The following is a 14,715-nucleotide window of genomic DNA, read 5'->3' as shown; positions in this document are numbered from 1 at the left end:
ATGATGAATTGGATTTTTTATGGAGTTCTTGCTCTAATTATTTTCTTGGTAATTGACTGCTATAATAAATTGGTGAAAAATCGTATGCAGACCAAGGAAGCTTGGAGTCAGATCGATGTTCAGTTGAAGCGTCGAAATGATCTCTTACCAAACTTAATTGAAACAGTAAAAGGTTACGCTAAATACGAAAGTTCTACTTTAGAAAAGGTGACTGAACTCCGTAGGCAAGTAGCTGTAGCAACTACACCTGCAGAAGCTATGAAAGCTAGTGATGCACTGACTCGTCAGGTATCTGGTATCTTTGCGGTTGCAGAGAACTACCCTGATTTGAAGGCTAGTGGCAACTTTGCTCACTTACAAGAAGAACTGACTAACACAGAAAACAAAATATCCTACTCTCGTCAGCTTTATAACAGTGTCGTTAGCAACTACAATGTTAAATTAGAAACTTTCCCAAGTAATCTGGTTGCGGCTATCTTTGGCTTCAAGGCAGCGGATTTCCTTCAGACTTCAGAAGAAGAAAAGGCTGTTCCTAGAGTTGATTTTAGTGGTTTAGGTGACTAAGATGCTGTACGAACAAATCGCTAGTAATAAACGTAAAACTTGGGTTTTATTAATTGTTTTCTTTCTTTTGTTAGCTATTGTAGGTTATGCAGTTGGATATCTTTTCATGAACTCAGGATTTGGGGGCGTGATTATAGCTATGATTCTTGGCTTTATCTATGCCTTGACCATGATTTTTCAATCTACAGAGATTGTCATGAGTATGAATGGTGCGCGTGAAGTTGATAGGAATGAAGAACCAGTTCTCTATCATGTTGTTGAGGATATGGCTATGGTGGCGCAAATTCCTATGCCACGAGTTTATGTAATTGATGACCCGGGTTTGAATGCTTTCGCCACAGGTTCGAATCCTCAAAATGCTGCTGTAGCAGCAACTTCAGGACTGTTAGAGATCATGAATCGTGAGGAGTTAGAAGCGGTAATTGGGCATGAAGTTAGTCACATACGCAACTTGGATATTCGAATCTCTACGATTGCTGTTGCTCTGGCTAGTGCCATTACACTTTTATCGAGTATGGCTGGTCGTATGATGTGGTGGGGTGGAGCATCACGTAGTAGAAGAAATAGTGACCGTGACAGTGGAGGACTTGAAGTGATTATGTTAGTCATTTCTCTCCTAGCAATTGTTCTGGCACCTCTTGCAGCGACTTTAGTGCAATTAGCTATTTCTCGCCAACGAGAATTTCTAGCAGATGCTTCAAGTGTGGAATTAACACGCAATCCGCAAGGGATGATCAATGCTTTACAAAAATTAGAAAATAGTCAACCCATGACTCATCATGTGGATGATGCTAGTAGCGCACTTTATATCAATGATCCTCAAAAACCAGGTTTCTTGAAAAAACTATTTTATACGCATCCACCTATTTCAGAACGGATTGAGCGTTTGAAACAAATGTAATAAAACATCCAGAGGTTTTCTCTGGATGTTTTATTTCCAAAAGTTAAAGATCTTGTAAATCAATTACTTCTAAACCATGCTCTGTCAGACTATAGATACTCGTACAGACTTCTTTTAAGAAACGTCGATCGTGCGAAACAGTAACCAGACCACCAGAATAATTGGCAAAGAGTTTTCTTATTTCTGGTTGAGAAGTTGGAGAAAAATTTCGTGTGGGTTCATCCAGAAGGAGAAAGTTTGGTTTTCGCAGAACTAAATTCAAAAGAAGGAGTTTCCCTTGTTGACCTCCAGATAAAGAGTGGATTTGGTGGTGCATCTCTGGATAGCTGAAATTAAGACTGGCTAAGTGAGATTGGATTTTCTGTATTTCCTCTTTGTGTCCAGTTTGACTGAGAAATTCTACTGGGGATAGATCCAATTGCAGTGTTTCTTGGTAATCTTGTGGCATAAAACCAAGCGAAATCTCTCTTTTGCCGCTTAGTAGTTGATGTATCTTTGCTAAAAGTGTGGATTTGCCAACGCCATTGGGACCTATAATGCCGATTTTATCTTGACTACGGACAGTTAATTGTAGCCCTTGAGACAGAATTCGTTGGCCAATGGATAAAGTCTCATTTTCTAGTCGAACTAAGATTTTTGAAGCCGCTAATGGCTCTATATCTGAAAAGAAAAGTTGAATTTGTTCCTCTTCAAGTGGCTTTTGGGTCATGGACTGAGCTGCTTTTTCGTAACGTTTTTCTTGAGAAAGAACATTTTTCATCTTTTTAGCTAATAGGCGACCGGCAGTACTGTCTTTGGTAGCTCGAAGTGCAGTTTCTACATTTTGCTTGACGCGACGATGCTTCTCCATGGTTTTGTCATAGGCTCTCTGGTCGTTAGCAGCTTGCTGGCTTTGTCTGGCAAAATTAGCCTTTCTCTGGTCACTATAGCTATCGTAGTCTAAATGTTCTACTAGGGTTTCAGCTTCTTTCCGGTGCTTTATCAGTCGCAAGTGGATAATGGTGTCTGCTGTTTGAGAGAGAAAGTCTTCATCATGAGAAATGAAAATAACGGTTTGCCTCATCTTTTTAATCTTTTTTTTTAGCCAATCAACCATCTCTATATCCAGGTCATTTGAAGGTTCATCTAAAAATAGAATCTCAAAAGGTTTTGCTAACTCGTGGATGAGCTGAATTTTCAAAGATTCGCCCCCCGAGAGGCTACCAATTTCTTGGTCGCTTGCAAAACGGTCGCTATCAAAGTGCAACTCCTCAGCCAAACGATAAAGAATGCTGTAGTCTAAATCAGCAGAATCCAAAAAGAAGTAGTCGTGTAGAGTTCTATTTTTTAGCTCCTCAGGTAACTTTTGAGGAATGTAAGCCAGTGATTGAAGGTCAGACTGGATTTCTCCCCTGATAGAGAAATCAGCTAATTTTTCTCCCATTAAAGTTCGAAGTAAGGTTGATTTTCCATTTCCTTCTTCGCCTATAATAGCGACCTTTTCTCCGTCTTGGATGGTAATGTTTAAATCGGAAACAAGGTCTCTTAAATCTTTGTTTTGTGTGATGGTCAGATGATTGATTTTTATCATATTATTTCCCTTTCTAGAATGTCCATATTGCATAACAAAAAGCTCTACTTTACCTAGTAGAGCTAATCGTCTATGTCAAAAAACCTCTTTTAAAAGGGCTGAAAATCCAGCAGAAAAAAGAGTACACAAAAAAGAGACAGAAACAAGATCTACTAAATAAAGGTTCTTTATTTGATAGACTTAGTTGTTCATGTCTCCCTTACCTCCGAGTATTGTTGCAATCATCATACTCTTTTTGAGAAAATTTGTCAAGATTAAGCCAGAAAATCCTCTATTTTTAAAGACCAAAAACAGGCCCATAAAGTGTCAACGTATGTTTAACGTGATCGTAGTGAAACTTATCATAGTTTCGCCAATCAGTGCGGGCTTGGTCGTTTAGTTTTAGACTACCAAGTCCAATCAAAAGGCTAGTCCGTTGGTAAAAAGTTTCCAGTTCAATTAAGATGGCGTTGTCTACTTTCTCAGCTTTTTTAAGAGTTCTGAGAATTTCGTCTATATTTTGCTGTAAGCGTAGGTCATCTGGCAATTCCTGTTTACAGCTTTGTATTGTTTGGTTTAATTTTGAAACGAGTTGATAGGCTTCTGTTAAAAGAGCTTTGTCTTCCATATGAGCGTCCTCCTTTGCTCATGTATTGATGCCTATAGTATAGCACAAAAAATAAATTTGTCATAATAAATATATAAAAAAACCACAGAAAGATGTTTTAAAAGTTTAGAGGCTTTACTTGACCTCCTTTCATGGTATAATCAAGTGAGTAAATCTTTATGGAGGAAGTATGAAATTAAATATTCAAGAAGTTCGTAAGCAGCCTGAAGGCTTGCATTTTGAAGTAGCCTTAGACTTAGCAGCCGACTTACGTGAGCGTAACCAAGAAATTTTAGACGTAAAAGATATTGTAGCAGTAGGAAAAGTCCAGTACGAAGACCGTATGTATTTCCTAGATTACCAACTGTCTTATACCATCGTACTTGCTTCTAGTCGTAGTATGGAACCTGTTGAGTTAGCAGAGTCTTATCCAGTGACAGAAGTCTTTATGGAAGGTGCTACCAATCAACTGGACCAAGAAGTTCTTGATGATGACTTGGTTTTACCTATCGAAAATGGTGAAATCGACCTGGCTGAGAGTGTTTCGGATAATATCTTGCTAAACATTCCAATCAAGGTATTAACAGCAGAAGAAGAAGCAGGCCAGGGATTTGTTTCTGGAAATGACTGGCAAATCATGACTGAGGAAGAATATCAAGCTCAACAAGCAGTCAAAAAAGAAGAAAATAGTCCTTTTGCAGGTTTACAAGGGCTGTTTGATGGAGACGAATAGATGGTTTTATCCAAGAAACGTGCCCGTCATGTCATTGAGGAAATCATAGCTCTTTTTCCAGATGCAAAACCTAGTCTAGATTTTCGCAATCATTTTGAACTCTTAGTTGCAGTTATGTTGTCTGCTCAGACGACAGATACGGCAGTAAACAAAGCGACTCCAGCTCTTTTTGAAGCCTTCCCTACGCCTCAAGCCATGGCGGACGCAAGTGAGAAGGACATTGCAAAACATATTTCTCGTTTAGGTCTGTATCGAAATAAAGCAAAATTTCTTAAAAAATGTGCGCAACAGTTATTAGAAGATTTTGATGGTCAAGTTCCTCAGACTAGAGAAGAATTAGAAAGTTTGGCGGGAGTTGGGCGTAAAACAGCTAATGTAGTCATGAGTGTGGGCTTTGGAATTCCAGCTTTTGCGGTAGATACTCATGTGGAGCGCATTTGCAAACACCATGATATTGTTAAAAAATCAGCTACACCATTAGAAGTTGAAAAACGTGTCATGGATGTCTTGCCACCAGAAAAGTGGTTGGCGGCGCATCAGGCCATGATTTACTTTGGTCGTGCTATCTGTCATCCGAAAAATCCAGAATGCGAACACTATCCACAATTATATGATTTTAGTTCATTATAAGGTCAAACATTGAATGTTTTTACTTGCTTTGAACTGGGCTTTGTGATATAGTAAGAACAATAAAATATTCCTTTAAACCTGTCCCGTGAGGCAGGCAAGGAGCTCGATAAAGTAGAAGGGTAAGTCTATGCTGTTTCCAGTATGGCTCGCTTAATGATACATTCTCAAGTCTCCTTGTCTAAGGAGACTTTTCTTTTTGGAGGTTTGTCATGAAGACAAAAGAAGTTGTAGACGAATTAACCGTCAAGCGAGCAATTACGCGTATCACTTATGAAATTATCGAACGCAACAAAGATTTGAACAAAATCATTTTAGCGGGAATTAAAACACGCGGTGTCTTTATCGCCCACCGCATCCAAGAGCGCTTGGAACAATTGGAAAACATCTCTGTTCCCGTTGTAGAATTAGATACCAAACCTTACCGTGACGATGTCAAAAGTGGTGAAGATACTTCCTTGATTTCTGTTGATGTGACAGACCGCGAAGTTATCTTGGTGGATGATGTTCTTTACACAGGTCGTACAATCCGTGCCGCTATCGATAACATTGTCGGACATGGTCGCCCTGCCCGTGTGAGTCTCGCAGTATTAGTTGACCGTGGACACAGAGAATTGCCAATTCGTCCAGATTACGTTGGGAAAAATATTCCAACTAGTCGTTCTGAAGAAATCATCGTTGAGATGACAGAACTTGATGGCCAAGATAGAGTTTTGATTACTGAAGAAGCTTAAAAGCTAAAGGAGTAGCCATGTCAGAAAATCAACAAGCACTCAAACATGTGGTGTCCATGGAAGATCTCACTGTAGATCAGGTTATAAAATTGATTAAACGAGGGATTGAGTTTAAAAATGGAGCCCAGTTGCCCTACGAAGACCATCCCATTGTTTCCAACCTTTTCTTTGAAAATTCGACAAGAACGCATAAATCATTCGAAGTTGCAGAGATTAAACTGGGATTGGAACGACTTGACTTTGATGTGAATACAAGTTCGGTAAACAAGGGTGAGACACTCTATGATACAATCCTGACCTTGTCTGCGCTTGGTGTAGATATCTGTGTTATTCGGCACCCAGAGGTTGATTACTACAGGGAATTGATTGCGAGCCCAACCATTACGACATCGATTATCAATGGTGGTGATGGCTCAGGGCAACATCCTAGTCAGAGTCTGCTTGATTTGATGACAATTTACGAGGAATTTGGCCGTTTTGAAGGGCTCAAGGTTGCCATTGCTGGTGACTTGGACCATTCACGTGTTGCCAAGTCCAATATGCAGATTTTGAAACGTTTAGGTGCTGAACTTTACTTTGCAGGACCTGAGGAATGGAGAAGTCAAGAGTTTGCTGACTATGGTCAGTTTGTAACTATTGACGAGATTGTTGACCAGGTGGATGTTCTGATGTTGCTTCGAGTTCAACATGAACGCCACGAAAGTGGAGCAGTCTTCTCAAAAGAAGAGTATCATTCTCAACACGGCTTGAACCAAGAACGCTATAATCGCTTAAAAGAAGAAGCAATCATTATGCATCCGGCTCCTGTGAATCGGGATGTGGAAATTGCCGATCATCTTGTTGAAGCACCAAAATCACGTATTGTCCAACAAATGACCAATGGAGTATTTGTTCGAATGGCAATCTTAGAATCCGTATTGGCAAGTAGAAAAGCCAAATAAGACACAAAACGTTAAAAGACGCCAGTGAGCGTCCACGAGAGGTGAAAATATGACAAAAAGACTTCTAGTTTTAGAAGATGGCACAGTTTTTGAAGGTAAGGCCTTCGGTGCAGATATTGATGTAACAGGGGAAATAGTCTTTAACACAGGGATGACAGGATATCAAGAATCCATTACAGACCAATCTTATAATGGACAAATCTTGACCTTCACATATCCACTAGTAGGGAATTATGGAGTTAACCGTGACGACTACGAGTCTATCAGTCCTACTTGTAAAGGAGTTGTGGTTTTCGAAGAGGCTCGTAGAGCCAGCAACTGGCGTAACCAAATGACGCTGGACGAATTCTTGAAGGCTAAGAAAATTCCTGGAATTTCAGGCATTGACACTCGAGCTCTTACAAAAATTATCCGTAAACATGGAACAATGCGTGCAACTTTGACACATGCTGGCGATAGTATGGATCACATTGCAGATCAACTTCAAGCAACTGTCTTACCGACTGATAATATCAGACAAGTTTCTACAAAGACTGCTTATCCAGCTCCAGGAGTTGGCTTGAGCGTTGTTTTAGTAGACTTCGGCCTTAAACACTCTATTTTACGAGAGCTATCTAAACGTGATTGTAACGTGACTGTAGTTCCATACACAACTACGGCTGAGGAAATCTTGCATTTAAACCCTGACGGAGTTATGCTGTCAAATGGTCCTGGAAATCCAGAAGATGTACCAGAAGCTCTTGAGATGATCCGTGGTATTCTCGGGAAAATTCCAATCTTTGGTATCTGTATGGGTCACCAGCTCTTTGCGATGGCAAATGGTGCTAAGACCTATAAAATGAAGTTTGGTCACCGTGGCTTTAACCACGCAGTACGTGAAATTGCAACTGGGCGCGTGGACTTCACAAGTCAAAATCATGGTTATGCGGTTAGCCGTGAGGATTTACCAGAGCACTTAATCATCACCCATGAAGAAATCAATGACAAGTCAGTTGAAGGCGTACGTCACAGATATCTACCAGGTTTCTCTGTACAATTCCACCCAGACGCAGCTCCTGGACCACATGATGCAAGTTATCTATTTGATGAGTTCATCGAGATGATGGAAGCTTTCAAACAAGCAAACTAAAGACGAGTGAGAAATCGTCGGAGAATTTATTTAATGGCAATCAGAGAGTTGCCGAATAGAAAGGCAGGTTGTTTCTTTTAGTCGCTATTGGGCGAACTAAAAACTCCCTGCACTAGATTTTTTATCGAAAAATATCGTTTCTCTAAAAAATCGTCGGAGAATTTATTTAATGGCAACCTGAGAGTTGCCGAATAGAAAGGAGAAGATACATTGTTCGCGGAAGTGAACACGCCCTAAGAACTGTGTGAAAAAGATAAACATTGATTTGACGCTGAAGGCGTCTGCACCAAGTTTCCTATTTTCACTGTGTTCTTGACGGGCTTTGTATCATAAACTATGCCTAAACGTACTGATATTCAAAAAATTATGGTGATTGGTTCTGGTCCGATTATTATTGGTCAGGCTGCTGAGTTTGACTATGCTGGAACCCAGGCCTGCTTGTCTTTGAAAGAAGAGGGGTATGAGGTTGTCTTGGTTAACTCAAATCCTGCAACCATCATGACAGATAAAGAGATTGCAGACAAGGTCTACATCGAACCGATTACACTTGAGTTTGTGACTCGTATTCTCCGTAAGGAACGTCCAGATGCTTTGCTTCCAACTCTTGGAGGGCAAACAGGGCTTAATATGGCCATGGAATTGTCAAAAAATGGTATCTTAGATGAGCTTGGAGTAGAACTTCTCGGGACTAAATTGTCTGCTATCGACCAAGCGGAGGACCGAGATCTCTTTAAACAATTGATGGAAGAACTCAAGCAACCAATTCCAGAATCAGAAATTGTCAACACAGTCGAGGAAGCAGTTGCCTTTGCAGCAACTATTGGCTATCCAGTTATCGTCCGCCCAGCCTTTACTCTAGGTGGTACTGGTGGTGGTATGTGTGCCAATGAGGAAGAATTGCGTGAAATTGCTGAGAATGGTTTGAAGTTGTCACCTGTTACCCAGTGTTTGATTGAACGTTCCATTGCCGGTTTCAAGGAAATTGAGTATGAAGTCATGCGTGACTCAGCTGATAATGCCCTTGTTGTTTGTAACATGGAAAACTTTGACCCTGTTGGAATTCACACAGGGGACTCTATCGTATTTGCCCCTGCGCAAACCATGTCCGACTATGAAAACCAAATGCTTCGTGATGCTAGTTTGAGCATTATTCGCGCTCTCAAGATTGAAGGCGGATGTAACGTTCAGCTTGCGCTTGATCCACACAGCTTTAAGTACTATGTTATCGAAGTAAATCCTCGTGTATCTCGTTCGTCAGCCCTTGCTTCTAAGGCAACAGGTTACCCAATCGCCAAATTGGCTGCCAAGATTGCGGTAGGGTTGACCTTGGATGAAGTTATTAACCCAGTTACAGGTTCAACCTATGCTATGTTTGAACCAGCACTTGACTATGTGGTGGCTAAGATTCCACGTTTCCCATTTGACAAGTTTGAAAAAGGGGAACGTCGTCTTGGTACCCAGATGAAGGCAACTGGAGAAGTTATGGCCATCGGCCGGAACATCGAGGAATCTCTCCTTAAAGCTTGTCGCTCTCTAGAAATTGGTGTCCATCATAATGAAATGCCTGAGCTTGCAGATGTTTCAGATGATGACTTGATTGAAAAAGTTGTCAAGGCTCAAGATGACCGTCTCTTCTATGTATCAGAAGCTATTCGTCGGGGTTATACACCAGAAGAGATTGCTGACTTGACTAAGATTGATATTTTCTACCTTGATAAACTCTTGCATATCTTTGAGATTGAGCAAGAATTGGGCGCACATCCTCAGGATATTGATGTCCTGAAAACAGCAAAACTCAATGGTTTCTCAGATCGTAAAATCGCGGAACTTTGGGGAACTACAGCTGATCAAGTTCGCCAACTTCGTTTAGAAAACAAGCTTGTCCCAGTTTATAAGATGGTAGATACTTGCGCGGCAGAATTTGAATCAGAAACTCCATACTTCTATTCAACTTATGGTTGGGAAAATGAATCAATCAAGTCTGATAAGGAATCAGTTCTCGTTCTAGGTTCTGGTCCAATCCGTATCGGTCAAGGGGTTGAGTTTGACTATGCAACAGTACACTCTGTTAAGGCAATCCAAGCTGCTGGCTACGAGGCCATCATCATGAATTCAAACCCAGAGACAGTTTCAACAGACTTCTCTGTATCTGATAAACTCTACTTTGAACCATTAACGTTCGAAGATGTGATGAATGTTATCGACTTAGAGCAACCAAAAGGTGTTATCGTTCAATTTGGTGGTCAAACAGCTATCAACCTTGCGGAGCCCTTAGCAAAAGCTGGTGTGACTATCCTTGGTACTCAAGTTGCGGACTTGGATCGTGCGGAAGACCGTGACCTCTTCGAACAAGCCCTCAAAGACTTGGATATTCCACAACCTCCTGGACAAACAGCAACCAATGAAGAAGAAGCAGTACATGCTGCACGTAAAATTGGTTTCCCAGTTCTCGTTCGCCCTTCATATGTCTTGGGTGGACGTGCTATGGAAATCGTTGAGAATGAAGATGATCTTCGTTCTTACATGCGTACTGCGGTTAAGGCAAGTCCAGATCACCCTGTTCTTGTTGACTCTTATATCGTCGGACAAGAGTGTGAAGTCGATGCCATTTCAGACGGACAAAATGTCCTCATCCCTGGTATCATGGAGCATATCGAACGCGCTGGTGTCCACTCAGGTGACTCCATGGCGGTTTATCCTCCTCAAACCTTGTCGCAAAAAGTGCAAGAAACGATTGCAGACTACACCAAACGTCTTGCAATTGGCCTCAACTGTCTTGGGATGATGAACATTCAGTTTGTTATCAAGGATGAGAAAGTCTACGTCATCGAAGTAAACCCTCGTGCCAGCCGTACTGTTCCATTCCTTTCTAAAGTAACCAACATCCCTATGGCTCAGGTAGCGACTAAGCTAATTCTCGGTCAAAGTCTCGAAGAGCTTGGTTACCAAGATGGACTTTACCCAGAAAGTAGTCGCGTTCATATCAAAGCACCAGTATTCTCCTTTACCAAGCTAGCTAAGGTAGACAGCCTGCTTGGACCTGAAATGAAGTCAACAGGGGAAGTCATGGGTTCTGATACCACTCTTGAAAAAGCTCTCTACAAGGCCTTTGAAGCTTCTTATCTTCACTTACCAACCTTTGGTAATGTTGTCTTCACTATCGCAGATGATGCAAAAGAAGAAGCACTAGATTTGGCTCGTCGTTTCCAAAATATTGGCTACGGAATCCTTGCTACTGAAGGAACTGCAGAGTTCTTTGCAAGTCATGGATTGCAGGCACAACTCGTTGGAAAGATTGGTGATGATGAACACGATATCCCAAGCTACGTCCGCAAAGGAAAAATTCAAGCTATCATCAACACAGTTGGTACCAAACGGACAGCTGATGAAGATGGTGAACAAATCAGACGTTCAGCAATTGAACATGGAGTTCCTCTCTTTACAGCTCTAGACACAGCAGATGCCATGCTAAAAGTACTAGAAAGCAGAAGTTTTGTCACAGAAGCCATCTAAATAAAAAAATGATTCTCGTAAGGGAATCATTTTTTGTTAGAATGAAAATATTCTTATGATTTTCATATCCATTATTATGTAATTGAAATTTTAAAAAATGTTATTTTCTTATACTATAAAAATTTAAAATATTAAACCGTTTACACTTGACAAAAATTGGTCTATACCATATAATAAAATAAAGAAATATGGAGGAACAATTATGAAAGTTATTCAAGTAAAAAATCCTGAAGAAGGTGGGAAAGTAGCTTTTGAAATTTTAAAAGAAAAGCTAGCAAACGGTGCTCAAACATTAGGACTTGCGACAGGTAGCAGTCCGCTTGAATTTTATGGAGAAATCGTTAAGAGTGATCTTGATTTTTCAAATCTTACTAGTGTTAACTTGGACGAATATGTAGGACTTGATGGAGAGAACTCTCAGTCTTATCGTTACTTTATGCAAGAAAATCTATTCAATAAAAAGCCATTTAAAGAAAGCTTTTTACCGCGTGGTGTCAAAGATAATGCAGAGGAAGAAGTAGAACGCTATAATCAAATTCTTGCTGACCATCCAGTTGATTTGCAAATTCTTGGAATTGGTCGAAACGGTCACATTGGCTTTAATGAACCGGGAACTCCATTTGATAGTCAAACGCATCTTGTAGATCTTGATCAGTCTACTATTGAAGCAAATGCTCGCTTCTTTGATAAGATTGAAGATGTACCAACACAAGCTATCTCAATGGGTATTAAAAATATTCTTGATGCTAAATCAATTTTGCTCTTTGCTTATGGTGAATCTAAGGCACAAGCTATCGCAGGTACTGTTGAAGGTCCAGTAACTGAAAACCTTCCAGCAAGTAGCTTGCAAAACCATCCAGATGTAACTATTATTGCGGATGCTGGAGCACTTAGTTTATTAAAGAAATAGTTCTCATAAAAATGAAAACCATTCGAAAATTTTCGAATGGTTTATAAATTTACACTATCAAAGATTTGAATTATCGCTCTTTTTATGTTTCGTAATTTCAAAAAAAATGTATGCTATAAAAGGAAAAATTCTAAAAATTTCAAAAATTTAAGATTTTAGCAAAAGCATGTTAAATTAAGGGGGTTTCGCCCTCGATTTCTTTGACTTTAAGACTGAATTATAGTACTATAATGTTGAGTTAGTTAATAATTCAATATATTTAAAAAATAAGGAAAGAAGGAAACATATAATGGTGAAAAAGTTAAAGAAAAAGCCGTCTTTAATATTTTTTGTATCAGTTCTGACCTTCTTGAGCTCGTTCTTCTTATCAACCAATGTCGCTTATGCAGATGGGAAAGAATTAACGGGTGTAGTAACTGATATAAGTGTCCTCAACATGTCGGATTCCAAATTGGAACCGAATGCAGACGGTACTTATCAGATTATTACCAATCGATCAAATCAGTTCTTTGTTCAATTTGACCTCAAGCAATATGATGGTAAATTGGCCAATGGCGATTACTTTGATGTAGATATTCCTACACCGGTAACTGTCTATAATGGAACGACTGAATTGTTCGATAAGGGAACAAAAGTTAATATCGGTACAGTAGTTGTTACTGCTAATGGTGATAACCAAGGTGGAAAGGCACGTGTTACTTTGAAGAACCTTGATGAGTTCCAAGCTAAAACAGGCGGGGATATCGTTAAAGGCGTAAAAGGAAATTATGCAATTACTTTCTTGTTCAAGAGTGACCAAACAGCAACACCACTAACTTTTGAAAACAAGGGTGTTGGTAAAACAATTACACATACCTTTACATCTAAAACAGTTGACAGTAAGCAAGAAGGTTTCGAAAACTATGCTAAGGTTGGTAACGATGTAGTAAGTAAAGAATGGACTTCAGCAAAGTTAGCAGCAATTGGTTCAGTAGGTAAAGGAGATATCTATTCTCCATGGAGAATTCGTGTCAACACCGGAAGACAAGACTATGGTAAGAACTTAGTATTAAACGACTTCCTTCCAAATACAGCTGAGTTTTCGGCTATCCAATACATTCCAGAATCATTGGTAGTTTATTCTTCTGCTACATTGAACGATGGTACTTCTCAAGTTCCATCTGATGCTAAGAAGATGGTAGAAGGTACTGACTATACTGTAGCTTGGAATGAGAACTATACTCAGTTCAAGCTTATCTTTGCAGATGGTTCTAAATCATACTGGGTTGAATATCATACAACTACACCTGGTGACGGTAGCAAAGTTCAAAACGTTATCCAGTTGACTACAGCAGATGGTACTGCAATTACTCAACGTAGTAATCGTACAAATTTGGATTTCAAAGCTGAACGTGTATCTCTTGTAAAAGGACAAATCGAAGCTTCTACAGCTTTCAAGATTAAGATCAACAAGACAAATGCCTTCACATTGGTTCCTGTTGCAGGCGCTGTTTATACAGTGAAATCAGAAGATGGAACTATCTTTACAGAATTGACTACAAATGAAAAAGGTGTGGCAATCTCTGATGAGTTTGATCAAAAATATGTCGGTAAGACATTCATCATCAAAGAGAAAACAGCTCCTGCTGGATATACTCTTGATGAAAAAGAATACAAGGTAACTCTTGGAGCTGAAGGTTCTAAGATCAATCTTCAAGACGAACCAATCGCAGCAGATTTCTCAATTACTGCTAAGAAAGTAATTGCTGGAAATCGTCCAGTAGCCTTGAAAGATGGTGAGTTCAAGTTTGATTTGTACAATGCAAATAACTTGACTACTCCAATTGCTTCAACAACAAACAAAGCAGATGGAAGCATCACATTTGAAGGTTTGAAAGCTAAAGGTCCTGGTACCTATAACTATGTCATCAAAGAAAATACTGAAACAAAAGTTCCAGGAATCACATTTGATGAAAACTCATACGAAGTAACAGTTGTTGTTAAAGCTGAAGGTGGAACACTTAAAGCTGAGGTTACAACTCAAACACCTACTTTAACAAACACATATGAGCCATCACCTGCTCGTGCCACATTCAAAGCAACTAAAGAATTAGTTGGTAAAGAACTTGCTAAAGAACAATTTGAGTTTGAATTGAGCGAAGGTGGAAAAGTCATTGCAACATCATCAAACGGTAAGACAGTTAATGGTGTTGAAGCAGCAACAAATGAAGTAGTCTTCTCAGTTCTCTACACTGAAGCTGGAGACCACGAATATACAATTACAGAAAAAGCTGGTTCAGAAGCAGGAGTTGCATACTCTAAAGAAAGCTATACAGTTCATGTTAAAGTTGTAGATAACGGCGAAGGTAAACTAGTTGCAACTGTTAAAGAAGCAGATTCAACTCGTAAGTTCATAAACACTTACACTACAACAACAGAAGCTCCAACAACGACAGAAGCTCCAACAACGACAGAAGCTCCAACAACAACTGAAGCTCCAACAACGACTGAAGCTCCAACAACAACTG

12 protein-coding genes are annotated in these 14,715 nt (G+C 39.8%); 10 read left to right on the top strand and 2 right to left on the bottom strand.

What is annotated here, in order from left to right; all coding sequences use genetic code 11:
* The first annotated feature begins 3 nt into the window (after positions 1-3).
* On the top strand, positions 4-564 hold the full coding sequence (locus M1F91_RS02955; protein WP_247912583.1) for a LemA family protein: 561 nt from the start codon (positions 4-6) through the stop codon (positions 562-564).
* A 1-nt stretch (position 565) separates the two neighbouring features.
* Positions 566-1,465 (top strand): zinc metalloprotease HtpX, encoded by a 900-nt coding sequence (htpX, locus tag M1F91_RS02950; protein ID WP_247912582.1) that lies wholly within the window; start codon positions 566-568, stop codon positions 1,463-1,465.
* A gap of 43 nt (positions 1,466-1,508) precedes the next feature.
* Here htpX and M1F91_RS02945 read toward each other — a convergent pair whose 3' ends face one another.
* Together M1F91_RS02945 and M1F91_RS02940 are read right to left on the bottom strand one after the other, a co-directional pair.
* On the bottom strand, positions 1,509-3,068 hold the full coding sequence (locus M1F91_RS02945; protein WP_247912581.1) for an ATP-binding cassette domain-containing protein: 1,560 nt from the start codon (positions 3,066-3,068) through the stop codon (positions 1,509-1,511).
* A 244-nt stretch (positions 3,069-3,312) separates the two neighbouring features.
* Positions 3,313-3,642 carry a helicase BlpT gene (locus M1F91_RS02940; protein WP_247912580.1) on the bottom strand — a complete coding sequence of 110 codons (330 nt, stop codon included), beginning with the start codon at positions 3,640-3,642 and terminating at the stop codon, positions 3,313-3,315.
* A 169-nt stretch (positions 3,643-3,811) separates the two neighbouring features.
* On the opposite strand from M1F91_RS02940, the gene M1F91_RS02935 reads away from it, so the two are divergent.
* The 8 genes from M1F91_RS02935 to M1F91_RS02900 all read left to right on the top strand — a co-directional run.
* Positions 3,812-4,354 carry a DUF177 domain-containing protein gene (locus M1F91_RS02935; protein WP_247912579.1) on the top strand — a complete coding sequence of 181 codons (543 nt, stop codon included), beginning with the start codon at positions 3,812-3,814 and terminating at the stop codon, positions 4,352-4,354.
* The gene (gene nth, locus M1F91_RS02930; protein ID WP_247912578.1) at positions 4,355-4,984 is read left to right on the top strand and encodes an endonuclease III; all 630 of its coding nucleotides are present in this window, start codon (positions 4,355-4,357) and stop codon (positions 4,982-4,984) included. It begins immediately after the preceding gene.
* Positions 4,985-5,193: 209 nt separating this feature from the next.
* Positions 5,194-5,715 carry a bifunctional pyr operon transcriptional regulator/uracil phosphoribosyltransferase PyrR gene (gene pyrR, locus M1F91_RS02925; RefSeq protein ID WP_004252509.1) on the top strand — a complete coding sequence of 174 codons (522 nt, stop codon included), beginning with the start codon at positions 5,194-5,196 and terminating at the stop codon, positions 5,713-5,715.
* 17 nt (positions 5,716-5,732) lie between these two features.
* Positions 5,733-6,656, top strand: a complete 924-nt coding sequence (locus M1F91_RS02920; RefSeq protein ID WP_006151454.1) for an aspartate carbamoyltransferase catalytic subunit — start codon at positions 5,733-5,735, stop codon at positions 6,654-6,656.
* Between the two features lie 49 nt (positions 6,657-6,705).
* Positions 6,706-7,785: a carbamoyl phosphate synthase small subunit gene (locus tag M1F91_RS02915; protein WP_006151564.1), complete on the top strand. Its 1,080-nt coding sequence runs from the start codon at positions 6,706-6,708 to the stop codon at positions 7,783-7,785.
* Positions 7,786-8,121: 336 nt separating this feature from the next.
* On the top strand, positions 8,122-11,298 hold the full coding sequence (carB, locus tag M1F91_RS02910) for a carbamoyl-phosphate synthase large subunit (RefSeq protein WP_247912577.1): 3,177 nt from the start codon (positions 8,122-8,124) through the stop codon (positions 11,296-11,298).
* Positions 11,299-11,500: 202 nt separating this feature from the next.
* Complete coding sequence (locus M1F91_RS02905; protein WP_247912576.1) at positions 11,501-12,208, top strand: glucosamine-6-phosphate deaminase; 708 nt, start codon at positions 11,501-11,503, stop codon at positions 12,206-12,208.
* A gap of 289 nt (positions 12,209-12,497) precedes the next feature.
* Positions 12,498-14,715: FctA domain-containing protein (locus M1F91_RS02900; RefSeq protein WP_247912575.1), on the top strand; the 2,218-nt coding region annotated here is incomplete at its 3' end.

This window comes from Streptococcus sp. oral taxon 431, assembly GCF_023110115.1.
GTDB lineage: Bacteria > Bacillota > Bacilli > Lactobacillales > Streptococcaceae > Streptococcus.
The sequence above is the reverse complement of the archived record's forward strand: the minus strand, read 5'-3'. Positions and strand labels throughout refer to the sequence as shown.

Excerpts from the sequence above, each read along its gene's own strand:
- M1F91_RS02955 (WP_247912583.1), top strand. The coding sequence starts at position 4 with ATGAATTGGATTTTTTATGGAGTTCTTGCTCTAATTATTTTCTTGGTA.
- htpX (WP_247912582.1), top strand. The coding sequence starts at position 566 with ATGCTGTACGAACAAATCGCTAGTAATAAACGTAAAACTTGGGTTTTA.
- M1F91_RS02945 (WP_247912581.1), bottom strand. The coding sequence starts at position 3,068 with ATGCAATATGGACATTCTAGAAAGGGAAATAATATGATAAAAATCAAT.
- M1F91_RS02940 (WP_247912580.1), bottom strand. The coding sequence starts at position 3,642 with ATGGAAGACAAAGCTCTTTTAACAGAAGCCTATCAACTCGTTTCAAAA.
- M1F91_RS02935 (WP_247912579.1), top strand. The coding sequence starts at position 3,812 with ATGAAATTAAATATTCAAGAAGTTCGTAAGCAGCCTGAAGGCTTGCAT.
- nth (WP_247912578.1), top strand. The coding sequence starts at position 4,355 with ATGGTTTTATCCAAGAAACGTGCCCGTCATGTCATTGAGGAAATCATA.
- pyrR (WP_004252509.1), top strand. The coding sequence starts at position 5,194 with ATGAAGACAAAAGAAGTTGTAGACGAATTAACCGTCAAGCGAGCAATT.
- M1F91_RS02920 (WP_006151454.1), top strand. The coding sequence starts at position 5,733 with ATGTCAGAAAATCAACAAGCACTCAAACATGTGGTGTCCATGGAAGAT.
- M1F91_RS02915 (WP_006151564.1), top strand. The coding sequence starts at position 6,706 with ATGACAAAAAGACTTCTAGTTTTAGAAGATGGCACAGTTTTTGAAGGT.
- carB (WP_247912577.1), top strand. The coding sequence starts at position 8,122 with ATGCCTAAACGTACTGATATTCAAAAAATTATGGTGATTGGTTCTGGT.
- M1F91_RS02905 (WP_247912576.1), top strand. The coding sequence starts at position 11,501 with ATGAAAGTTATTCAAGTAAAAAATCCTGAAGAAGGTGGGAAAGTAGCT.